The sequence below is a fragment of the Devosia sp. J2-20 genome (assembly GCF_055808475.1).
Genome location: NZ_CM147870.1, coordinates 2,396,228 through 2,419,202 on the forward strand (window position 1 = coordinate 2,396,228; position 22,975 = coordinate 2,419,202).

The window sequence follows — 22,975 nt, forward strand, 5'->3', positions numbered from 1 at the left end:
GGAGGACACAATGAAGATCGTAAAGACTATTGCTGCTTTGGCACTGGGTGCCATCGCAGGCGTTGCGATGGCAGCGCCAACAATGGCTCAGGACCTGGTCGTGATTATCACGCCAAGCCACGACAACCCATTCTTTGCCGCTGAAGCTGAGGGTGCAAAAGCGCGCGCCGAAGAAATGGGCTATGCAACGCAGGTCTATTCGCACGATGACGACGCCAACAAGCAGAACGAGTTGATCGACTCCGCCATCGCTGCTGGCGCCGTTGCCATCATTCTGGACAATGCTGGTGCTGACGCTTCGGTCGCTGCGGTGCAGAAGGCCAAGGACGCAGGCATTCCCTCGTTCCTGATCGACCGTGAAATCAATGCCACCGGCGTTGCTGTCGCGCAGATCGTGTCGAACAACTACCAGGGCGCAACACTGGGTGCTGAATCCTTTGTTGAAGCTATGGGCGAAGCTGGCAATTATGTTGAACTGGTGGGCAAGGAATCCGACACCAATGCCGGTATCCGCTCTTCGGGCTATCATGACGTGATCGATCAGTATCCTGACATGGTCATGGTTGCGCAGCAAAGCGCCAACTGGAGCCAGACCGAAGCCTTCACCAAAATGGAATCCATCCTGCAGGCCAATCCGGACATCAAGGGCGTTATCGCCGGCAATGACACCATGGCCATGGGCGCCGTGGCGGCACTTGAAGCCGCGGGCCGCAGTGACGTGATCGTGGTGGGCTTTGATGGCTCCAATGACGTGCGCGACGCCATCACCGCCGGCAAGATCCACGCAACCGTGCTGCAGCCCGCTTACCGTCAGGCTCAGTATGCTGTGGAACTGGCCGACAAGTATCTCAAGGAAGGCTCGACCGGCGTTGACGAGAAGATCTCGATGGACTGCGTGTTGATCGACGAGACCAATGCGGCTCAGCTCGAGACTTTCCAGATCAAGGGCTAGTTGACCCTCGGGGTGGATCGCTGATCAACCTAACCCACACTCCCGAAGACGGTCGGCTTCCCTGGAGCCGGCCGTTTTTTGCGTGAAAGCGTCTGGACAATGCCAGCCGTTCAAGTGGCGCCTCAGCGCACCGGGGCGTCGCTATCGCCTTCAACCAATTGCATGGGGACCACGCGCCGAACCACCCCCAGACGATATTGGTCAGCATAGGCGGGCATAGTGGCGAGCAGCGCTTCTGCAAGGGCGATACCGAGATCGCGCAGTGAAATACGAAAGCAGGTCAGCTTGGGCGTGAGATAGTGGGCGTGGGGACTGTCGCGCCCAATAATCGCAAAGTCCCTGCCCGGCTCGAGACCGCTATCGTAGAGCCCCCGATAGAGTCCGACCGACATGACCTCATTGGTCAGCACAAAACCGGTCGGGCGCTGATCCTTGGACATGGATGCAATACTCTGGGCGATCTGGTGACCACCGCGCTCATTGGGATAGGCCCGGAAGACCAAAGCTGGATCAAACGGAATACCATGCGCCGCCAGCGCCTTGCGGTAGCTTTCGAGAAACACGAAGCCCAGATTGAGCTCATCGTGCGGCACGAACACGCCAATGCGGCGATGGCCCTTGGCGACCAGCCGGTCGACGCCCATCGTCGCCATGCCGGCAAAGTCCAGATCGAGCCAGGGCTGGCCGGCATCGGTCTCACTGCGACCCAGAGCCACAAAGGGAATATTGCGATTGGCCAGAAATTCGATACGGGGGTCGACGCGCTTAGTGGCCGAAATGATCAGCGCATCGGCAAAGCCTCGGGCCACAATGCGTTGCAGATAGTCATCAGGATCTTCCTCGGAAGAGCACAGCAGCGCGACCAGATCGAGTTGATGACGCGCGAAGACTGTTTGCACGCCGTCGAACACGCTCATGAAGAAAACGTCGCCCTCACCCGTGATCTGGGCACCCGTCTGCATCATGAAACCAACCACACCTGTCGTTCCCTTGCGCAGCGAGCGTCCGGCCTGATTGGGCACATAGCCCAGTTCGGCCGCAGCCTCGAGCACGCGCTGGCGGGTTTTCTCGTTTACATCGGGTTTGCCATTGAGGGCGCGCGACACCGTTCCGATAGAAATATCGAGATGCTGCGCGAGACGCCGAATGCCTTTCATGTCGCAGCTTTCCCAAGGTGTTAGCGCTGCGTGTGGCGCGGCGCGGCAATGTCTTCAATGAACGCCCCCTGCCTGCATTGCAAGCGTTGAGGCGCTCAGTTATCCACATGCCCGACCAAATCCAGAAACGTTTACGAAGCAGCATTGACAGGGCACCCGTCGCCAATCTATCGTCGTAAACGTTTACGGATATGCGCACTATCCTCACGCAAGATGAGAGCGGCGCTGCCCTGGGAGGTTTTCATTTTGGTGTTCAAGGCCGTTCTCGCGGGTTGCGGAAGCATGTCCAAAGGTTGGTTGTCGGCGCTCGCCGATCATCTTCCCCTGCAGGGTCGCGTCGAGATTGTTGGTCTGGTCGATCTTGACCTCGCCACCGCACAGGCGCGCGCCGAAGAGTTTGGACTAGGCGACGCGATGATCGGCACCGACCTCGAAACCGTGCTGAGCGCTACCAAGCCGGATTTGCTGTTTGATGTCGTTGTGCCGACCGCGCGGCAGGACGTCGTGACGCGCGCATTGCACCATGGCTGCCACGTGCTCAGCGAAAAGCCGATGGCGGCCAGTCTGGATGCCGCGCAGACCATGATTGCTGCCGCAAAGGCTGCCGGGCGCGTGCATGCCATCGTTCAGAACCGGCGCTTCATCGCAGGTATTCGACGTATTCGTCGCCTGATCGAAAGCGGCAGCCTGGGCGAGGTCACTGCGCTGCATTGTGACTTCTTCATCGGCGCCCATTTTGGCGGCTTCCGCGAAGAAATGGACAACGTATTGCTGCTGGACATGGCCATCCACACACTGGACGCTGCGCGCTACATGGCGGGCGTTGCTCCCAAGGCGGTGTATTGCCTGGAAACCAATCCAAGCGGGTCCTGGTATGCGCACGGGGCTGCCGCCAATGCGATCTTCGAGTTCGATCACGGTGTGGTCTTCAACTATCGCGGCAGTTGGTGTGCCGAGGGCGCCAATACCAGTTGGGAGAGCGCCTGGCGGATCATCGGCACCAAGGGCACGCTGCTGTGGGATGGCGAAGAGAGCTTTGAGGCCAGGGTGGTGAGCGGCGACAGTGGCTTCTTCCGCGAGCTGACCCCTCTGGACGTTCCAGAGCCCGCTGACATTGCCCAAACCCACGGCCATGCCAGCGTGATCGCCGACTTCCTCGATGCCATTGCAGAGGGCCGCGCACCCGAAACTGTCGGCACTGACAATATCAACAGTCTGGCCATGGTCTTTGCCGCCATCGAAAGCGCCAAGATCGGCCAACGCGTCCTTATCGCAAATCAGGAAATTCACTCGTGAGCAATCCAGCCAAATCCATCCGTATCGGCACCATGATTCAGGCGACCGAGGGCAAGGCGCCCGAGAATATCGCAGCTATTGCCGATCTGGGCTTTGAGAGCTTTGAACCGTTTTTCTGGCAGACCACCAATGGTCAGGATCTTGCCGAACTGGGCAAGCGTTCACGCGACGCCATTGGTGATCGAGACATTACCATTTCGACCTTGGGCATGTTCGGCAATCCACTGGAAGACCAGGAGATGGATCGCCAGACCCTGCAGGGCTGGAAGGACTGCATCGACAATGCCCACCATTTCGGTGCCACTTGCGTGGCGGGCTTCACCGGCCGCATTCGCAACCAGAAGCTGACCGACAGCCTGCCCAAATACAAGCAGGTCTGGAGTGAACTGGCCAAGCGCGCCGCTGACAAGGGCGTCAAGATCGCCTTTGAAAATTGCGCCATGGATGGCAATTGGCAGACCGGCGACTGGAACATTGCGCACAATCCCGACGCCTGGGAACTGATGTTCAACGAGACCCCAGATGACAATATCGGGCTCGAATGGGAGCCCTGCCACCAGCTGGTCTATCTGATTGATCCCCTGCCCCAGATCCGCAAATGGGCGCATAAATTCTTTCACGTACATGGCAAGGACGCCACGGTGCGCTGGGAGGTCATTCGCGAACATGGCGTGTTCGGCAAGGAGCCGTTCGTCTTCATGCGCACGCCCGGATTTGGCGACAGCAACTGGACCGATGTGATCTCCGAGTTGCGACTGGCCGGCTATCAGGGCTCGATCGACATCGAAGGCTGGCACGACCCGGTCTACCGTGACGCGCTGGAAATGACCGGTCAGGTACGTGGTCTCAACTATCTCAAACAGTGCCGTGGCGGCGACTTCGTTGACGCCCAGGCCGCCTACGATGGCGGTGATCCATCACTGAAGAATCCGGCCTGAAGCCGGTTATGCCGGCCGGGCCAGGGAGGGTTCGGGCGGCGCGTTTATCGCAGATGTTCTGCACAGGGAGGAAAGACATGTTCAAGACCACCAGCCTTATCGTGGCACTGGCGAGCGTTTCGCTGCTGTCGCTCAATGCCGCAGCCCAGGAAGATGTGACCATCACCATCTGGTCGCTCGATGACGAAAACCAGCCCGCGCTCAATCTGGCGCGAGAGTTCAGCGAAATGGACAATGGCATCACGGTGGATTACCGCCAGATCCAGTTCGACGACGTGGTCAGCGAGTCCATGCGCGCCTTCGCCACCGGCCAGGCGCCCGACATCATTGCCGTCGACAACCCCGAGCATGCCCTGTTTGCGGCACGCGGCGCATTTCTTGACATCACTGACATGGTGGCCAATTCCCAAGCCATTGACCCCGATAACTACTTCCCGGGCCCGCTCAATTCCGTGAGCTGGGATGGCAAGATTTTCGGCGTCCCCAAGGCCACCAACACCATCGCGCTGTACTACAACAAGGACCTGTTTGCCGCAGCAGGCATCGACGCACCGCCTCAGACCTGGGCAGAGCTGGTCGAAGACGCCCGCACCCTCACCGACCCCGCAAACAACGTCTATGGCCTGGCTTTTTCAGCCAAGGCCAGCGAGGAAGGCACGTTCCAGTTCCTGCCCTGGGCCCAGATGGCTGGCGGCGGCTATGACAATATCAATGCCGCGGGTGCGGTAGAGGCACTTGAGACCTGGAAAGTCATCCTTGATGAGAAGCTGGCCTCGCCCGACACGCTGACACGAGGTCAGTGGGACTCCACCGGCACCTTCAACTCGGGCAATGCTGCCATGGTAATTTCCGGACCGTGGGAGCTCAACCGCATGCTGGACGAGGCCAAGTTTGACTGGGGCGTGGCCTTGCTGCCCGTGCCGGAAGAAGGCGCGCCGCGGTCATCGGCCATGGGCGACTTCAACTGGGCGATCTTCTCGTCCTCCAAACACCCTGACGAGGCCTTCCAGGCGCTTGAATATTTCGCCAGCCAGGACGACCGGTTGTTCCCCGAATTTGGCCAGTTGCCAGCGCGTTCCGATATCGCCATCCCAGAAACGGGCATTGCGCTCAAGGATGCCGCGCTCAAAGTGTTCCAGGAACAGCTGCTGTATGCGCAGGCACGCGGTCCACACCCCGAATGGCCAAAGATCTCCAAGGCTATTCAGGACGCCATCCAGTCGGCCCTGACCGGCCAGATGAGCGCCAAAGATGCGCTTGATCAGGCCGCCTCAACGATTTCGGGCGTGCTGGGTTCATAGGGTCCTCCCCCTATCACTGGCTGCCCGGCATTGTGTCGGGCAGCCGATTTTACCACGTGAGGAGACCGACCATGTCCCGGCTGCTTTCGAGCCTGCGTGACGGCAAGGGTTTCGACATTGTGCTTGTTGCCGTGCCACTGCTGTTTCTGGTGGTGCTCAGCGGCCTGCCGCTGCTGTACAATGTGGTGATGAGTTTTCAGGAAGTTGACCTCTTCAGCCTGGGGACGCTCAATCGGCCCTGGGTCGGCTTTGACAACTACGTCACCGTGTTCAGCCAACCCGAGACCTGGCCCATCCTGCGCAATACGGCGGTGTTTGTGTGTGCCTCAATCGCCGGGCAGTTCGTGCTCGGTTTTGGTCTGGCGTTGTTCTTCTCGCTGAAATTCCCGGGCGCGGCCTATATGCGCGGCTTGTTCCTGGTGTCCTGGGTGATGCCGGGCCTGGTGGTCGGCGCGATCTGGAACTGGATACTGGCCGGGGATTTCGGCGTGCTCAACTACGTGCTGAAATCGCTCGGGTTCATCTCCGAGAGCATTTTCTGGCGCTCCGATACCAACTGGTCGCTCTGGGCAGTCATCATTGCAAATATCTGGCTGGGCACGGCGTTCAACATGATCCTGCTGTCGGTCGGACTGGCCAGCATTCCCAAGGACCTCTACGAGGCCGCGGCGCTGGACGGTGCAACGGGTTGGCAGCGATTCTGGACCATTACCCTGCCCATGATGCGCGCCACTATCGGCGCCGTGGTGTCGCTGGGTTTGATCTTCACGCTGCAGCAGTTCGACCTGTTCGCCTCGATCACCTCGGGTGGTCCGGCCAATTCCTCCAACGTGGCTCAATATTGGGCCTGGGAGCTGAGCTTCCGCCAATACGACTTCGCGCGCGGCGCCACTGTATCGGTGGTCATGATCGCCGTGGTGATGCTGGCTGCCATTGTCTATGTGCGTTCCACCAAGCATGAGGTGCGTGGATGACCCCGCTATGGACCCAACGCCTATTGCTGGTGGTCGCGATCCTGCTGGCCCTGCTCTATCTGTTCCCGCTTTACTGGATGTATGTGACCAGCCTGAAGACCGGCTCGGAGATCTTTGCCACCCCACCTGGCTTTGTTCCGGCAGACCCGCAATGGGGCGTGTTCGGCTATGTCTGGGGCTTGCGCGATATGGGCCGGTTCCTGTGGAACTCGGTGATCATCGCCTCGGGCACTATGGTGCTGACGGCCCTGCTGGGCACCGGCTGCGCCTATGTGCTGGCGCGGTATCGCAATATGTGGATCGATGTGGCGCTGTTTCTGGTGCTGATGCTGCAGGTGCTGCCCGCTTCTCTGATGATCACGCCGCTGTTTGTCGGCTTTTCCATGGCGGGTCTGCTCAACCACCCACAACTGGCCGTGGTGTTGGCGCTGACGGCCAAGACCATGCCGTTCTTTGTGGTGTTGGTGCGGGCAACCTTCATGAGCGTGCCCGGCGAGCTTGAAGAAGCCGCTCAGGTCGATGGTAATTCACGCATCGGCGCATTCTGGAACATCGTGCTGCCGCTGGCCCGCAACGGCATTCTGGTGTCGGCCATCCTGATCTTCATGCAGGCCTTTGGCGAGTTCGTCTATTCCAAGTCGATTATTCAGGCCGTGGAATTGCAGCCAGCCAGTGTTGGTCTGAATGCCTTCATGGGCCCCAATACCACCGAGTGGAACAACATCATGGCCTATGCCTCAATCTATGTGACGCCGATCCTGGCGGCCTTTGTCCTCTTGCAGCGCCGGATTGTCTCCGGCCTTACCTCGGGAGCCCTCAAATGAGCACGGAACCGCAAATTGAACTGGTCGGCATCGACAAGCATTATGGCGAATTCCATGCGCTGAAAAATATCAGCCTGACCATAGAGAAAGGTCAGTTCGTGGCGCTGGTGGGGCCTTCCGGCTGTGGCAAATCCACCCTGTTGCGCTCACTGGCGGGCCTGGAAACCATTTCGGGCGGCACGATGAAGATCGCGGGTCGAGTGATGAACAATGTACCGCCGCGCAAGCGCGACGTGGCCATGGTGTTCCAGACCTATGCGCTCTATCCGCATATGACTGTGCTTGAGAACATGACCTATTCGCTGCGGCTCAAGGGCACTTCAAAGGCCGAGGCCAATCGGGCAGCCGAAGATGTGGCGGAAACTACCGGGTTAAGCGGGCTGCTGGGGCGCTATCCGCGCGAGCTCTCGGGCGGGCAACGGCAACGCGTGGCCATGGGCCGGGCAATCATCCGCAACCCCAAGGCGTTCCTGTTTGATGAACCGCTGTCCAATCTCGATGCGGCGCTGCGCGTCCATATGCGCAAGGAAATCCGTGCCCTGCATGACCGGCTCGGTGCCACGTCTGTCTATGTCACCCATGACCAGATCGAGGCCATGACAATGGCCGACCATGTGGTGGTTATGCGTGACGGGGTGATCGAGCAGCAGGGCTCGCCGCTCGAACTGTATGACCGACCGATCAGCCGCTTCGTGGCGGGCTTTATTGGGTCGCCCGCGATGAACTTTGTCGCCGCAACAGTTAGTGCAGATGGCTGCAGCGCTGGCCTGAACACCGCCGAAGGTGGCGCTGTCCCCCTGTCCGGAGCGCTGGAGGCTGGGCGCCGCATTGTGGTGGGTCTGCGCCCAGAGCACTTGCGCGCAGTGCCGGAGAATGGCCAGTTCAGGCTGGAAGTCGGCCCCGTTGAATCAACCGGATCGACCACGTTCATCTCCTCGGCAGACGGGCTGGTGACGCTGGTGCAATCGGAGCGGACAGGGCTTAGGACCGGCGATCACATCGCGCTGACGATCGCGCCCGAGCACGTGCATGTGTTTGATGCCGATAGTGGGCTGCGCATTTAGGCAACCGGTCAGAAAAAGCCGAACCGCAATGCCGTGTCGCCGCCATTGAGGGCCTAGACCAGCCTCACGAACGCGCCGACAAGCTGATCGACTTGAAACGCCTTTGCCGTGCCGCAGCCACGCGATGTCAGCCCGACGGCAAAGCAGCCTGCAGCGTAATTGTTGAGCTTGGGGGCCTTCATCAACGGCGTGACGCTCTGCGCCCCCAGGATCCCGGTAGCGATGATCAGCACCGCTGTCAGAGCGGGTTTGCCGCCTATTTCACGAGCGATGCCGGCAGTGCCCGATTTTGTAGCGCGCGCTCAAATGGTCTCGTTACCAGCCCCGAACAGAAACGCGACACTGGTAGCTGAAAGAATTACAAATTGGCGAGCCGATGCTCAACAGCCCGCGACACCCTCACGGTTGGAAGCGCCCTTTTTCACACCAAAAGCGGCTAGCGACACCGGGCTGCGCGTTGAACAATTCGGCAGCCACCTGACAATTCTCCTGGTTGTAGGCAGCGCCCTCGCCGCTATCGAACGAGGCAATGTGTATGCGCATGGCCGCATCGAGTGGGCTGTTGCGGTAGAAAGTATAAGAATCGTCGCCACCGCACCCGGCCAATGCAAGTGCCATCACGACAATGGCGATCAATCGAACGGTCATTGTTATACCCCAAGCTTGCAGAACTATTCCACAAGCCAGAGTGCTACCACAAAGAGCGACGACCGCCTGCTACAACAGCCCGACAAGTCATCGATGGAATTTGATAAAAAGAATTGGCTGGGGAACCTGGATTCGAACCAAGATTGACGGAGTCAGAGTCCGCAGTTCTACCATTGAACTATTCCCCAGCAGGCCGATGACCGGCTGGCGTGGGGAGACGGATCATCCCGACGCGGGGACTGCATAGACAATGCCGGCTGAGATTGCAAGCGTCTGGGGGACAGTTTTACACCATCGGCGCAGGCAGGGGGACAAGTTTGAAATCCCCAGGGGTATCTGGCGCTATCGGGGGGCGGGCCAACGCGGCGCCAGACGGCCAAGGTTGATTGGATCAGCATTCGTGATAGAAATGATCACAAGCCTGTTCCTGCCGCGAAAGAGCCCTGATGAGCCGCAATTTTCTGGTCGTTGACCCCGAAGAGGATATGGATGTTCTCAAGGGTCTGGCTTCGCCAATCCGGGTGAAAATCCTCAAGCTGCTGCATGTCGAAGGCGCGATGAACGGCAATGATATTGCCGACAAACTCAGCCTGCCCCAATCCACGGTTTCGACCAATATCCAGATTCTGGAGAGCGCCGGCCTGATCCGTACCGAGACGCAAAAGGCGCGCAAGGGCAATCAGAAGATCTGCCATTCGATGTTCGACGAAGTGATGGTGATGTTCAAGGAAGACATCAAACCGTTGGCGGCCAATACCATCGAAGTGGCCATGCCGCTTGGACTTTACACCAGTTGCGACGTGTCGGCGCCGTGTGGGCTGTGCTCGACGGACGGGATTATCGGGCTGCTGGATGTGCCCGATACGTTTCTGGATCCCGACCGGATGAAGGCCGGGCTGATCTGGTTCACACGCGGTTATCTCGAATACCAGTTTCCCAATAACGCCAAGCTGAGCCAGCACACGATCGAGGCCATGGAGTTTTCCATGGAGCTCAGTTCAGAGGTGCCGGGCACCTCGGCAGACTGGCCCAGCGACATTACGCTGTCGGTCAATGGGACCGAAATCGGCACCTGGATGAGCCCGGGTGATTTTGGCGACAAACGCGGCGTCTATACCCCCGATTGGTGGAAACTCAAGGGTAGCCAGTATGGCAAACTCAAGAGCTGGCGGGTGACGACAGACGGCACCTATGTCGACGGGATGAAGATTTCTCCGATCTCGCTGAGCGATTTGGATCTGGCAAATCACCATTCGATCCGTTTGCGCATCGCCGTCAAGCCAGACGCTAAACACCCGGGCGGCATCAATATTTTTGGCCGCGGCTTCGGCAATTACGATCAGGAAATCATCATGCGCCTGCAGACCGAAGCCTAGACGAAATACTTCCTGCCTCCCCTTGCGTGATCCGCGCCGCCTCGTTTACAACGGGGTAACTGATATAAATCAGATAAACGGGATTAGAGGGAGGAGGGCGTCGTGAAAGCATCGGTCGTCGCACATAAGGATTTTACGGTCAGCGCTATTGATGATCGGGTTTACGGGGCCTTTCTGGAGCATCTGGGTCGCGCAATCTATGAAGGCATTTACGAGCCAGACCACCCGAGCGCCGACAAGGACGGCATGCGCGGCGATGTGGCCAAGCTGGTCAAGGATCTCAATGTACCCGTAGTGCGCTACCCCGGGGGTAACTTCGTTTCCGCCTATAACTGGGAAGACGGCATTGGGCCGCGTGAAGAGCGCCCTACCCGGCTGGATCTGGCCTGGCACACCTCGGACAGCAATGCGGTCGGCGTGCATGAATTTGCCGACTGGTGCGACACGGTCGGCACCGAGATGATGCTGGCGGTCAATCTGGGTTCACGCGGCGTCGACGACGCGCGCAATTTTCTGGAATATGTGAACCATCCGGGCGGCAGCTACTGGAGCGACCTGCGCATCAAGAATGGCCGCAAGGAGCCGTTCAACGTCAAGATGTGGTGCCTGGGCAATGAGATGGACGGGCCCTGGCAGGTCGGCCACAAGGATGCCGATGAATATGGCAAGCTGGCTGCCAATACGGCGCGCGCCATGCGCATGTTTGACAGCAAGCTTGAGCTGATCGTGTGCGGCTCATCCAATGCGGACATGGCCAGCTATCCCGACTGGGAACGCATCGTCCTCGAGCACACCTATGAGCATGTCGACCATATCTCGCTGCACATGTACTTTGCCAATCGCGAGAAGGACACCGCCAACTATCTGGCACTGAACCATAAACTCGAAACCTATATCGACACGGTGGCCTCGACCATCACACAGGTGAAGAGCAAGAAGCGCAGCAAGCGCGACGTCTACATCTCGTTTGACGAATGGAATGTCTGGTACCACTCCAACAAGCAGGACCGGGTTATCCTGGAGGGCAATAGCGGCTGGCCGCACGCACCGGGTCTGCTCGAGGACATCTACAATTTCGAAGACGTGCTGATGGTCGGGTTGATCCTGAACAGCTTCATCCGCCGTTCGGACGTGGTCAAGATCGCCTGCATCGCGCAGCTGGTGAATGTGATCGCCCCGATCATGACCGAAAAGGGCGGCCCGGCCTGGGCCCAGACGATCTACTATCCGTACTATTTCGCATCGATCTTCGGCCGTGGTACGGCGTTGAATCTGATCGTCAATTCGCCCGGCTATGATAGCAAGCACGCCGACAACACCCCCTATGTGGATGTGTCGGGCGTGCACAATGAAGAGGAAGGGACGCTGAGTTTCTTCCTGGTCAACCGGCATGCCACGGAATCGATCGATGTGTCGGTGAGCCTGCAGGGCTTTGCCGCCGGCACCATCATTGATCATCAGGTGATGACGCATGACAATCTGCAAGCGGTCAATACGGCCAAGAACCAGGCAGAAGTGGCGCCCCGCAAGGGGAATGGCGCCAAGGCTGAAGGCGGTTCGCTGGATGTGAAACTGCCGCCCTATTCGTACCAGATGGTGCGGGTGAAGGTTTAGCGCCGGCTGCCGATAGCGGGGAAACAGGGAAAACACCCCTGCCCCGCGCGAATGCGAGGCTGGCCGATCTGGCAGGCGTTGAACCCACCGTTGCGAGCAATTGGCTAGCAGACTGTTAGCGTTGAGCACAGCACGCGACCAACGGAGGCGCATCGGCAACGGTGCGCCTCTTTGCATTGTGTATCATGTTTTCCGATTTACATCACAATGCGCGTTGACAAGCATAAGGGGCTGGTTAAGTATGATTTATAGGTGCTGGAGGGCATCTACATACGGAACGCGGGAGGCGTTTCGACAAGGGAGGAGTTAGATATGGATAGACGCAGTTTTCTAATCGGCACGACGGCCGTTGGCGCGCTGATGGCGGCCGGAAACGGGCTTGCATACGCACAAGACGGTGAAGGCGCCGCGCCCGATCTGGGCAAATTCCCACGCAACGAGACGGTCATCGTCCATAATCCAGAGGGCGTGATCCGCAATCCGGCATGGTTCAACCCATGGGTCGTGGGCAGCGGCGCGGGTACCAGCAATGGCCTGCACCAGCTTACCACTGATACGCTGTGGTTCATCGACCCCGATGCGGGCATTGAAGGCGCCAGCACCAATGCCGTGTACAATTCCCTGGCCGACGGCCTGTGGGAATACAATGACGACTTCTCGGAAATGACCGTCAAGCTCAAGCAGGGTATCCTGTGGAGCGATGGCGTCGAATTCACTTCCGCCGACGTCGTCTATACGGTCGAAACCCAGAAGGCGACGCCAGGCACGCCCTATAATGGCGCGTTCACGGCCCAGGTCGCCTCGGTCGAGGCGCCAGACGACTATACGGTCCACTTCAAGCTCAATGCGCCAAACTCGCGCTTCCACGCGCTGTTCTCGGTGCGCTGGACGGCCGCCTGGATCATGCCCAAGCATGTGTTTGAAAAGGTCGACGACATCCTGACCTTCGAGAACAACCCGCCCGTAAGCCTTGGGCCCTACACGCTGCATTCGTTCGACCCGAACGGCACCTGGTACATCTGGGAAAAACGCGCAGACTGGGACAAGACGGCCATGGGCATGGTCGCCGAACCCAAGCCGAAATATGTGATCTACCGGAACAATATCTCGACCGACAATCGCCTGATCGAGATGCGCAACGGCAATCTGGACATGGTCCACGATCTGACGCCGGAAGGCACGTTCTCAATCACCAAGGAAGATCCGAACGTCCAGGGCTGGTTCGCCGGCTTCCCATACGCTCATCCCGATCCTACCCTGGTGATGGCGATCCCGAACCTGCAGAACCCCAAGTTCCAGGACAAGCGCGTTCGCTGGGCTCTGGCGATGATGCTGGATGCGCGGTCGATGTCGATGGCGTCCTATCGTGGCGCGGCGACGCTGTCGGCCATCTCGGTGCCGCCAACGGGAACGCATCCGCGCGACTACCATGCGCCAATGCAGGACTTCCTGATCAATTACGAGATCGACACCGGCACCTCAAAGGTCAAGCCGTATGATCCCACCATCGGCATGCAGATCGCCGATATGGTGCGCCCACAGTTCGGGGACGCAGTGCCAAGCGAAGAGGCCGCTATCCGCAACGCGTTCGGCTATGGCTGGTGGAAGCAGAACATCCCGGCGGCTGAAGAGCTGCTGACCGCAGCCGGCTTCAACAAGGTCGGCGGCCAGTGGATGATGCCAGATGGCCAACCGTTCGCCTTCGAAGTGATGGTGCCGCAGGAAGGCGTGGTCAATCGCCTCGGTGTCATTATCGCCCAGACCTGGGCCCAGAACGGCATTCAGGCCACCGCTCAGGTGGATTCGGACACCTGGGGCCGCCAGCGCGTGGGTGACTATGAAGTCAACATCGCCTGGGCCGTGGAAACCTGGGGCGGTCATCCCGATCTCAGCTTCTTCCTCGACAGCTACCACTCCGCCTATGTGGCTGAGCCGGGCGCATCGCAGCCAGACCGCAACTGGATGCGCTGGTCCGATCCGCGGCTTGACGCGATCATCGAAAAAATCCGTGGCATCGACTTCAATGACCCCAAGGGCATCGAGTACGGCCAGGAGTTCGTCAAGCTGCATCTCGAGGAGATGCCGAACATCCCGATCATGGCCTATAATGTGTTCTCCATCCAGTCGAACCAGTTCTGGACTGGCTGGCCGGATGCAGAAAACAACTATGCCAATCCGGTCACCAACTGGTCGAACGGTCGGTACATCTTCACGCAGATCACGCCCGTCGCGTAAGCGCGTCCTCCCGGGTGGTCCGGCTTGTGCCGGGCTGCCTGGAGGGGCGCGGATTACGCGCCCCTCCACTAATCTGCGTCATCGCAAGGTGGCGCCATTGGCAGGTATGAACTGTCCAGTCCAGCTAACGCCGGATCGAGGGTGACGGGAGGCAAGCCGCCCCAGCCACCAGGACAGGCGCGTCAGAGCGGAGACGCAAGGAGTTCGAATGCAAGGCTATTTCTGGTTTGTCGGGAAGCGCGCGCTGCAGATGCTGGCGGTGATTTTCTGCGGCATTTCCGCGACCTTTCTGGTCACCCATCTCTCCCCCATTGATCCGGTTGAACAGGTGCTTGGGCGATTGTCGTCGCGGGCCAATCTGTCACCGGAAGCCATTGCCTCGACCCGCGCCGCGCTGAGCGAGATGTACGGCACGGGTCAACCAATGCTGAACCAGTATTTCAGCTTCTGGGCGCGCCTTGTGCGGGGCGATCTGGGCCCTTCCCTGATGGCATTTCCGACCCCCGCCATGACCCTGGTCATGCGCGCCATGCCTTGGACCCTGGGGCTGCTGGTGTCCGCGACCCTGGTGACCTTCGTGGTCGGCAATCTGCTGGGGGCACTCGCCGGGTACAACCAGAACAACAGGTTTTTCAAGGCGTTCGGCATCTTTGCGATGGGGATCCAGCCCATCCCCTATTACGTCGTCGCTTTCATCCTGCTGATCATTTTCGGGTTCCTGTGGCCCGTGCTGCCCATATCGGGCGGCTTCGCCATGGACGTCACCCCAGGCTGGAACTGGCCGTTTATCAGCTCGGTGCTGCAACACGGCATCCTGCCCGCAACATCGGTCGTGCTAGTTGGATTTGGGGGCTGGTTCATCGGCATGCGTGCGCTGGTGTCCAACATCGTCAATGACGACTACGTCACCTATGCCGAACTGGCCAATGTGGACCAGAAGACCATTGTTGGCAGCTATGTGATCCGCAACGCCATCGTGCCGCAATTGACGGCGCTGGCGATGGCCCTGGGCGGCGTGTTTTCCGGCACGGTGATCACCGAGCAGGTGTTCAACTATCCCGGCCTGGGTTCACTGCTCATCGATGCGGTCAATGCCGGAGATTATTCACTGGTGCTGGCGGTATCGACAGTGTCGATCACGGCGGTGGCCATCGCCATTTTCGTGGTGGACCTGCTGCATCCGCTGCTCGATCCCCGCGTGCGTACGGAGTAGGCCCAGCATGTTTGCCGTTTTTCGCGATCTCATTCGCTACAATATCGAATTCGCCATTGGCGTGGTGCTGGTCGGCGTGGTCACGGTGTTTGCCTCCGCCAGCTTCTTTTCACCAGTCGACCCCTCGCTGATCTACCTGACCATTCCCGATCAGCCGCCCTCATGGCAGTATTGGTTTGGTACCAATTCGCGCGGTCAGGACATGTTCTGGCAGCTCTCGGCGGCCTTCAAGAACAGTCTGACCTTCGGGATTACCGTGGCCGTGCTGAGCCGCATCATCTCGATCTCGGTGGGGCTGACAGCAGGCTATGTCGGGGGTTGGGTTGATCGCGCGCTGATGTTCATCAACGACATCTTCGTGTCGATGCCAATCTTCCCCATTCTGGTACTGTTCTACTTCGTGCTGCGCAGCCATATGGACAGCATGACGCTGGCGCTGATCATGGCCTGTTTTGGCTGGCCGTTTGACGCCCGCCTGATCCGTTCGGTGGCATTGGGACTGAAGCACCGCGAGTTTACGCGCCACGCCGTGTTCGCCGGCATGAGCACACCCAAGGTGCTGCTGGAAGAGCACCTGCCCTATGTGATGCCCATCGTGTTCGCGACCTTCATGAACAACATGCTGTGGTCGATCGGGCTGGAGGTGACGCTGGCGGTGCTGGGGTTCACCAATATCAACCAGCCAACCATCGGCACGGTGCTGTACTGGGCCAATAGCCATTCGGCCATGGTGGTGGGTGTGTGGTGGTGGATCGTGATCCCGGTGATCCTGATCGTCATCACCTTCCTGGGCCTGTTCCTGCTGGCCGTGAGCATGAACGAATATATCGACCCGCGCAGCCGTCTAAGGAGGATGGGCGCATGATTATCAGCTCGGCCAAGCCAGGCTTTGCCCCCCATCTCCCTGCCTCCCCCGCAAGGGAAGAGGTGTCCCTCCGAGTTGCTGGAGAGAACGCGTGACCCACGACAATACAGACCTGCTCAAGGTCGAGGGCCTCAAGGCCTACTACCAGATGAGCTATTTCGGCGTAGAGCGCGAAGTGCGCGCCGTAGACGACATCTCAATGACCATTCGCAAGAACGAGGTCTATGGCATTGCCGGGGAGAGTTCCTCGGGCAAGACCAGCTTCATCAAGGTGCTGGCCGCCGCCATTCGCCCGCCCATGCGGGTGGTTGCCGGGTCGGTGAAATATGATTTCAAGAACGGGCCCTTCGATGTTGCCAGCGCCACGCCCGAGCAGGTGGCGGCGGTGCGCTGGAAGCATCTGAGCTATATCATGCAGGGTTCGATGAGCACGCTGAATCCGGTGCGGCGGATCGGCAAGACGTTTGAGGATTTCGCCAAGCGGCCGCTGGGGCTGAGCGGGCCGGCCTATCGGGCCCGGGTGCTGGGGCATCTCGAACGGCTCAAGCTGCCCGCCGATGTGCTGCGCGCCTACCCTCATGAACTCAGCGGCGGCATGCGCCAACGCGTCACCATCGGGCTGGCCACGGTGTGCCACCCCGAATTCGTGATTGCGGACGAACCGACTACCGCACTCGATGTGGTGGTGCAAAAGGAAGTGCTCAGCCTGATCCGCGACATTCAGCGGGAAATGGGCAGCTCCGTGGTGTTCGTGACGCACGATATGAGCGTGCATGCCAACATCGCGGACCGCGTGGGCATCATCTATGCCGGGCGGCTGGTGGAGGAAGGGCCGACGCGCGAAATGTTCTTTGCGCCCAAGCACCCCTATACCGCCCATCTGGTGGCCAGCCTGCCGCGCATTGGTGACACCACGCAGCGCCCGGCGCTGGAGGGACGACCACCCAGCCTGGCCGAACCACCGCAGGGGTGCCGGTTTCATCCGCGCTGCCCGCTGGCGGTCGACAAATGCCGGACCGAAGTACCGCCACTTGAAACAGTGGGGCCGGATCATCGCACCGCCTGCTGGCGCTGGCAGGATGTCGAACCGCTGGTCAAACCACAGGCATTGCAGGGAGCCATGGCATGAGCGCACTGCTCGATATTTCAGGGGTTTCCAAGCAGTTCACCATGGGCGGCGTGCTGTCGCGCAAGATGGTCAATGCCGTGCAGGACGCCAGCTTCTCGATCAATCTCGATACGCCGGAGATCTTTACGATCATCGGCGAAAGCGGCTCGGGCAAGACGACGCTGGCCCGGATGATCCTGGGGCTGGAACTGCCCACAAGCGGGGAGATCAGCTTTCGTGGCAAGACGGTGAGCCACAAGGTGAGCCGAGCCGAGCGACTGGCGTTCATGGCCAATGTGCAGCCGGTGTTTCAGAACCCGTTCGAGGCGTTCAACCCGCTCAAGCGGATCGATCGCTATCTGGAATCTACCGCCAAGCGGTTTCTGAAACTGCGCGAGCAAAGCGACCTGGACCGGGCGATGGATGAAGCCCTGCAGAAGGTCGGGTTGAGCCTGGCTGAGGTGAAGGGGCGGTTTCCCCATGAGATGAGCGGCGGGCAGCTGCAGCGCGCGGCCATTGCGCGGGCGCTGATCCCCAACCCACCGCTGCTGGTGGCCGACGAGCCGGTGAGCATGGTCGATGCCAGCCTGCGCATGAGCATTGTCAACCTGCTGCGCAGCCTGCGCGATGATCTGGGCGTGTCGGTAATCTACATCACCCACGATCTGGCCACGGCCTACTACATCTCGAACCGGCTGATCATCATGCAGCGCGGGCGGATCGTGGAGATGGGCGATGCGCGCACGGTGCTCGACAATCCCGAACATCCTTACTCACGCCTGCTCAAGGCCAGCGTGCTGAGCACCGAGGATGCCGGGGCCGGCCAATTGGCCACCGATCCCGAAATGGTGACGCTGGCCAACGCGCTGATTGGTCAGCCCGGCCATCTGGCGGACCGGCCCGATGGGCGGCTGGTGCGCGTGTATTGAGGAGAGCTGATGAGCGCGCCAATCTATCGTGATCCGGTTGAGGATGGGGCAGCTGACCCCACAGTGATCCGCCGTGAGGGGACCAATGAGTGGTGGATGTTCTACACCAATCGGCGGGCCAATGCCGGTGGACCGGGGTTTAGCTGGATTCACGGCTCGCCCATCGGGGTGGCGGTGTCGCGTGATGACGGGGCCAGCTGGACCTATCGGGGCACGGTCAAGGGACTGGATGATCCGGCCGATGTGGGACAGCTCAACACGCATTGGGCGCCCGAGGTGATGTTTGCCGATGGGCAGTACCACATGTTCCTGAGCTATATCAGCGGGGTGCCGGATGGCTGGGCCGTACCGCGCACCATTGTGCAGTTCACCAGCCCGGATCTGGAAAACTGGACCCGTGTGGGACCGCTGGCGCTATCGAGCGACAATGTCATCGACGCATGCGTATTCGCCAGCCCCGATGGGTTGTGGCGGCTATGGTACAAGGATGAAGGTCAGGGTTCGAGCACCTGGAGCGCCACCAGCACGGACATGCTCAACTGGACGCTTGAAGGCAAGGTGCTGCCGGGGTCACCAGAGGCGCCGCCACATGAGGGGCCCAATGTGTTCGCACTGGGCGGCTGGTACTGGCTAATCGTGGATGAGTGGCGCGGTCAGGCCGCCTATCGTTCTGACGACACCAGGAACTGGGTGCGGCAGGGGCTGATCGGCGAGGTGCCGGGCAGCGACGACATGGACCGGCGCTATATGCGCCATGCCGATGTGGTGGTCGTGGGGGGACATGCGGCGCTGTATTATTTCACCCACCCGCTATGGGACGAGGCCAGCGATAAGGCGGGGCCACCCGATGCTGCGGCACGGCGGACGGCAGTGCATCATGCGCGCCTGACCGTGGCTGATGGCGTGCTGGTGTTGGAGCGCGATATCGCGGCCGATATGGCGTTGCTGGCGGGGTGATCGCCGACACGGCGTGTCAGGCGCGCTCCAGCATGATGGCGGGGCTGCTCTTGAGCAGGGTGCGGGCATATTCGCGATAGCCCAGAATCTCGGCCAGCCGTAGCGAAGCGGTATTGGCGGGGTCAATCAGACAGACGGTGCGGCCCAGGCCCTGCGCCCGGGCCCAGTCGAGTACGGCGCTGGCGGCTTCGCGGGCATAGCCATGACCTTGATATTGCGGCAGGACGACCCATCCAGCTTCGGGGGTATCGCCCAGAGGCGGTTCGCATTTGCGCAGGTGATTGGCCAGACCGGCCTCCCCCATCACCGCGCCGGAGCGGACATCGGTGACCAGCCAATAGCCAAAGCCGAGCAACTCCCAGTGTCCCACATAGCGCATGATGCGCGCCCATACCTCCTCGGGCGGACTGGGATGGCCAGTGATGTAGCGGACAACCTCTGGATGGGCCCACAAGGCGCAACTGGCGGCGAAGTCTGCGCGGGTATGGCCGCGCAGGATCAACCGCTCAGTGCGCAATGTGGGCGCCGGCATCAGGCCCCGCCGGCAATCGCGGAGCGCGGCATGTCCGAGAATATCTCGGCTACGCCATTGCGGATGATGACAATCTCTTCAAGACGCAGACCGAAGCGGCCCTGCAGGTAGATGCCCGGCTCGATGGAGAACACCATGCCCTCTTCGAGGATAGTCTCGGACGTGGCGGTGATATACGGCGTTTCGTGGATATCGATGCCCAGACCGTGGCCGGTACGGTGCATGAAATTGGGACCATAGCCCGCCTCGGTAATGACGTCACGGGCGGCCTGGTCGACGGCGCTGGCCGGTGCGCCGGGCCTGGCTGCCGCCAGGGCGGCATCGACAGCGCGATCAAGGATGGCGTGGATTTCGGCAAAGCCTTCGGGGGCGGTGCCGAGATAGCCAACGCGGGTCATGTCGCTGGGGTAGCCTTGGATGCGGCCGCCGGTATCGATCAGCACGGCATCATTGGGCTTGAGTTCGGTGGCGCCGGTGTGGTGATGGGGAAATGCGCCATTAGGACCAAAGCAGACGCTGGTGAATTCGGGCGTGGCGCCATTGGCCTTGTAGAATTCGCGGATGACGGTGGCCACTTCGCGCTCGGTGATGCCGGGGCGCAGCGCGGCAAAGCCAGCGGCCATGGCGGCGTCATTGAGCACGGCGCTGGCCTTGATGGCAGCGTATTCGGCATCATCCTTGCGGGAGCGCAGATAGCCTACGGTATCGCCAGTAAAGCGGCGGGTTGCGCCGGGCAGCGCATCAAGCACCAGCAGGGCAAAGTCGGTGCGCATGGTTTCGTCGAGCACGATGGAGGGCGCAGTGCGGTCGATGCCGGTGGCGGTCAGGAGTTCTTCAAGCGCAGCGTCGGGGCCGGTGTCGTCTGACCAGGGGAAGAAGGGCAGATCGGTGTGCTGGCGCGAACTGTCCACATTGAGCTTGGGCATCAGGAAACCGGCAAAGCTGGCCGAAACCAGCAGCATGACGGGGCGCTCATCGCCATGGGGGGCGAGATCGGCCAGATAGATCATGTGACTGGATGGGCCGATGACCACCAGATCGGTCCGGGTGGCGGCCATGCGGGCGCGCAGATTGGCGAGACGGGTGGTCAATGTGGCGTTCATGATGGGCTCGGTTCTGGTGGTGGAGGTTTGGGCAGAATAGGGGAAGCTCAGGGCTCTCAGTGCCCCCTCCTGGCCTCACCCAACAAGGGGAGGTACTGGCCGGTGGGTGGCGCTGTATTGCCGCCCCACGTGCGACGCCTCCCCCATTGGGAGAGGCCGGTGGGTGCGGTCGTAGCGGCCTGAGAGGTCGGAGCCGCGCCAAGGTCAGTAGGCGCGGCTCCGGGTGGCGGTGTCTTGGGCCACCGCCATTTGGCCTACTTCGTCACAAGACGGTAGTAGACGAAGTCGGAGGTAGCGCCGTTGACATAGCCTTCGACATTGTTGGCCATGGCAATGGTCAGCGCGGCCTGGAACATGATGACGATTGGCGAGTCTTCCTGAGCCTGCTTCTGGATGTCCATGTACATCTGGTTGCGCTTGGCCTGATCGGGCTCGGCCAGGGCAGCAGTGACGGCCTTGTTCAGCTCATCAGGCACAGCCCAGGCATTCCGCCATGTGGTGGTGGCGGTGTAGTTGTCATCGGAGTTGTCCGAATTGTAGGCGAACGCCTTGGCGTTGGAGTGCGGGTCCATGAAGTCAGGGCCCCAGTACAGCAGCATGCCCTGATGGGTACGCTCGCGGTACTTGGTGATGACCTGGGCACCGGTGCCGGGCAGGATGTCGAAATTGATGCCGGCTTCGGAGAAAGTTGCCTGCAGCGACTGCGCCATATCGGTGAACGGGGTCGCGTTGATCACGTCCAGGGTCACGTCGATGGGGGTTTGCACACCCGCGTCAGCCAGGATCTGCTTGGCCTTTTCGACGTCGTAGGTGTATGGCGTTTCGTCATATGAGCCGGGGAAACCCTTTGGCCAGAAGGCCTGATGAACTTCCATCTGACCCTTGAGGAACGACTGGGTCATGCCGTCGTAATCGACGAGATAACGGGCAGCTTCCCAGACGGCTGGCGGGGTCAGCGACTCTTCCTTCTGGTTGAACGAAAGGAAGTGCACGGCGGCCTGCGGATAGGTCTCGACCTTAATGGCGTCGGTGGAGAGGCCCGAGATCTGTTCCGGCGTCAGGTTCTTGGCAATGTCGACATCGCCCGAGGTGAGCAGCAGCTGCTGGGTTGCGGCTTCGGCGACGTGGCGGATGATCACGGACTTCATGGCGGGGGCGCCACGGAAGTAGTTTTCATTGGCGGTCAGGCGCACGATTTCCGCAGGACGGTAATCGGACATCACGAAGGGGCCCGAGCCAGCCGAATGGGTGTTGAGCCATGCATTGCCCATATCGCCATCGGTCTCATTGGCCATGACCAGGACTTCATCGACGATGGATGCGGGGCGCGAAGCCAGCACGTTGAGCACGAAGGCCGACGAGAAATCGCCCTCATATTTCACGGTGACGGTGTTGCCGTCGATGGTGACCATGCTGTCGATATTGTCAGCGGTCCAGCCGAGCTGGGCCAGAATGAAGGCCGGGGTCAGGTTCAGCTTGATCACGCGGCTGAACGAGAAGGCCACGTCTTCGGGGCGCACTGGATTGCCTGAGGCAAACTTGGCGTCGCGCAGGGTGAAAGTGATGGTCTTGGCAGCGTCATCAGCGGTCCACTCGGTAGCCAGACCGGGTGCCAGCACCGTGGTGTCTTCGGCTTCATAGCCCACTAGACGGTCATAGACGTTGGTATTGAGCTCGCCCGAGGTGAACTCATAGGCCTGTGCGGGATCCAGAGCGACGATGTCATCGATGTTCTGGGCGACGACCAGGGCGTCGGCAGGGGTGGAGGCAATAGCGGCGACACTGCTCAAGGGCAGAGCCAACGCCGTCGCCAGCAAGGCAGCACGGAAGAGTTTCATCAGCTTTTCTCCTGTTGGCGGAGCCTTGAATTGAACTGCGGGCGGACCCGC

Annotated in this window: 21 protein-coding genes and 1 tRNA gene; 15 read left to right on the plus strand and 7 right to left on the minus strand. The window is 60.3% G+C overall.

Annotation, left to right across the window (positions count from 1 at the left end; genetic code table 11):
- Window positions 1-67: 67 nt before the first annotated feature.
- Window positions 68-952: a D-ribose ABC transporter substrate-binding protein gene (locus AC0L37_RS11750; RefSeq protein WP_282222983.1), complete on the plus strand. Its 885-nt coding sequence runs from the start codon at window positions 68-70 to the stop codon at window positions 950-952.
- A gap of 122 nt (window positions 953-1,074) precedes the next feature.
- On the opposite strand, the gene AC0L37_RS11755 is transcribed toward AC0L37_RS11750, so the two are convergent.
- Window positions 1,075-2,109, minus strand: coding sequence for a LacI family DNA-binding transcriptional regulator (locus AC0L37_RS11755; RefSeq protein WP_282221046.1), 1,035 nt, complete (start codon window positions 2,107-2,109; stop codon window positions 1,075-1,077).
- A 246-nt stretch (window positions 2,110-2,355) separates the two neighbouring features.
- On the opposite strand from AC0L37_RS11755, the gene AC0L37_RS11760 reads away from it, so the two are divergent.
- From AC0L37_RS11760 to AC0L37_RS11785, 6 genes are all read left to right on the plus strand, one after another.
- On the plus strand, window positions 2,356-3,405 hold the full coding sequence (locus AC0L37_RS11760; RefSeq protein ID WP_212658498.1) for a Gfo/Idh/MocA family protein: 1,050 nt from the start codon (window positions 2,356-2,358) through the stop codon (window positions 3,403-3,405).
- On the plus strand, window positions 3,402-4,343 hold the full coding sequence (locus AC0L37_RS11765; protein WP_282221045.1) for a sugar phosphate isomerase/epimerase family protein: 942 nt from the start codon (window positions 3,402-3,404) through the stop codon (window positions 4,341-4,343). The genes AC0L37_RS11760 and AC0L37_RS11765 overlap by 4 nt, the downstream gene beginning before the upstream one ends.
- Window positions 4,344-4,420: 77 nt before the next feature.
- Window positions 4,421-5,644: an ABC transporter substrate-binding protein gene (locus AC0L37_RS11770; RefSeq protein WP_282221044.1), complete on the plus strand. Its 1,224-nt coding sequence runs from the start codon at window positions 4,421-4,423 to the stop codon at window positions 5,642-5,644.
- Between the two features lie 71 nt (window positions 5,645-5,715).
- Complete coding sequence (locus AC0L37_RS11775) at window positions 5,716-6,618, plus strand: carbohydrate ABC transporter permease (protein ID WP_269369479.1); 903 nt, start codon at window positions 5,716-5,718, stop codon at window positions 6,616-6,618.
- Entirely contained in the window at window positions 6,615-7,442 is an 828-nt protein-coding gene (locus AC0L37_RS11780; RefSeq protein WP_212658502.1) for a carbohydrate ABC transporter permease, read from the plus strand. The genes AC0L37_RS11775 and AC0L37_RS11780 overlap by 4 nt, the downstream gene beginning before the upstream one ends.
- The gene (locus AC0L37_RS11785; RefSeq protein WP_282221043.1) at window positions 7,439-8,506 is read left to right on the plus strand and encodes an ABC transporter ATP-binding protein; all 1,068 of its coding nucleotides are present in this window, start codon (window positions 7,439-7,441) and stop codon (window positions 8,504-8,506) included. The genes AC0L37_RS11780 and AC0L37_RS11785 overlap by 4 nt, the downstream gene beginning before the upstream one ends.
- 53 nt (window positions 8,507-8,559) lie before the next feature.
- On the opposite strand, the gene AC0L37_RS11790 is transcribed toward AC0L37_RS11785, so the two are convergent.
- The 3 genes from AC0L37_RS11790 to AC0L37_RS11800 all read right to left on the minus strand — a co-directional run bounded on the left by AC0L37_RS11790 (window position 8,560) and on the right by AC0L37_RS11800 (window position 9,342).
- The gene (locus AC0L37_RS11790) at window positions 8,560-8,739 is read right to left on the minus strand and encodes an LrgB family protein (protein ID WP_282221042.1); all 180 of its coding nucleotides are present in this window, start codon (window positions 8,737-8,739) and stop codon (window positions 8,560-8,562) included.
- 166 nt (window positions 8,740-8,905) lie between these two features.
- On the minus strand, window positions 8,906-9,154 hold the full coding sequence (locus AC0L37_RS11795; RefSeq protein WP_473312960.1) for a hypothetical protein: 249 nt from the start codon (window positions 9,152-9,154) through the stop codon (window positions 8,906-8,908).
- A 114-nt stretch (window positions 9,155-9,268) separates the two neighbouring features.
- Window positions 9,269-9,342 (minus strand) — tRNA-Gln (locus AC0L37_RS11800).
- Window positions 9,343-9,600: 258 nt separating this feature from the next.
- Here AC0L37_RS11800 and AC0L37_RS11805 point away from each other — a divergent pair.
- The 8 genes from AC0L37_RS11805 (at window position 9,601) to AC0L37_RS11840 (ending at window position 19,451) form a co-directional block, all read left to right on the plus strand.
- Complete coding sequence (locus tag AC0L37_RS11805; RefSeq protein ID WP_212658505.1) at window positions 9,601-10,530, plus strand: ArsR/SmtB family transcription factor; 930 nt, start codon at window positions 9,601-9,603, stop codon at window positions 10,528-10,530.
- 102 nt (window positions 10,531-10,632) lie between these two features.
- Entirely contained in the window at window positions 10,633-12,144 is a 1,512-nt protein-coding gene (gene arfA, locus AC0L37_RS11810) for an arabinosylfuranosidase ArfA (RefSeq protein WP_212658506.1), read from the plus strand.
- Window positions 12,145-12,456: 312 nt separating this feature from the next.
- Window positions 12,457-14,379 carry an ABC transporter substrate-binding protein gene (locus AC0L37_RS11815; RefSeq protein WP_212658507.1) on the plus strand — a complete coding sequence of 641 codons (1,923 nt, stop codon included), beginning with the start codon at window positions 12,457-12,459 and terminating at the stop codon, window positions 14,377-14,379.
- 208 nt (window positions 14,380-14,587) lie between these two features.
- Complete coding sequence (locus tag AC0L37_RS11820) at window positions 14,588-15,592, plus strand: ABC transporter permease (RefSeq protein WP_212658508.1); 1,005 nt, start codon at window positions 14,588-14,590, stop codon at window positions 15,590-15,592.
- A gap of 7 nt (window positions 15,593-15,599) precedes the next feature.
- Window positions 15,600-16,457 carry an ABC transporter permease gene (locus AC0L37_RS11825; protein WP_212658509.1) on the plus strand — a complete coding sequence of 286 codons (858 nt, stop codon included), beginning with the start codon at window positions 15,600-15,602 and terminating at the stop codon, window positions 16,455-16,457.
- A 148-nt stretch (window positions 16,458-16,605) separates the two neighbouring features.
- Window positions 16,606-17,586 (plus strand): ABC transporter ATP-binding protein, encoded by a 981-nt coding sequence (locus AC0L37_RS11830; protein ID WP_269368426.1) that lies wholly within the window; start codon window positions 16,606-16,608, stop codon window positions 17,584-17,586.
- The gene (locus tag AC0L37_RS11835) at window positions 17,583-18,494 is read left to right on the plus strand and encodes an ABC transporter ATP-binding protein (RefSeq protein ID WP_212658510.1); all 912 of its coding nucleotides are present in this window, start codon (window positions 17,583-17,585) and stop codon (window positions 18,492-18,494) included. The genes AC0L37_RS11830 and AC0L37_RS11835 overlap by 4 nt, the downstream gene beginning before the upstream one ends.
- Before the next feature lie 9 nt (window positions 18,495-18,503).
- Window positions 18,504-19,451: a family 43 glycosylhydrolase gene (locus AC0L37_RS11840; RefSeq protein WP_282221040.1), complete on the plus strand. Its 948-nt coding sequence runs from the start codon at window positions 18,504-18,506 to the stop codon at window positions 19,449-19,451.
- 16 nt (window positions 19,452-19,467) lie between these two features.
- Here the strand turns inward: AC0L37_RS11840 and AC0L37_RS11845 are convergent, their stop codons facing one another.
- The 3 genes from AC0L37_RS11845 to AC0L37_RS11855 all read right to left on the minus strand — a co-directional run bounded on the left by AC0L37_RS11845 (window position 19,468) and on the right by AC0L37_RS11855 (window position 22,924).
- Window positions 19,468-19,983: a GNAT family N-acetyltransferase gene (locus AC0L37_RS11845; protein ID WP_282221039.1), complete on the minus strand. Its 516-nt coding sequence runs from the start codon at window positions 19,981-19,983 to the stop codon at window positions 19,468-19,470.
- Window positions 19,983-21,086, minus strand: a complete 1,104-nt coding sequence (locus AC0L37_RS11850) for a M24 family metallopeptidase (RefSeq protein WP_282221038.1) — start codon at window positions 21,084-21,086, stop codon at window positions 19,983-19,985. Before AC0L37_RS11850 ends, AC0L37_RS11845 begins: the two co-directional genes overlap by 1 nt.
- 254 nt (window positions 21,087-21,340) lie before the next feature.
- Complete coding sequence (locus AC0L37_RS11855) at window positions 21,341-22,924, minus strand: ABC transporter substrate-binding protein (protein ID WP_282221037.1); 1,584 nt, start codon at window positions 22,922-22,924, stop codon at window positions 21,341-21,343.
- Between the last annotated feature and the right edge of the window lie 51 nt (window positions 22,925-22,975).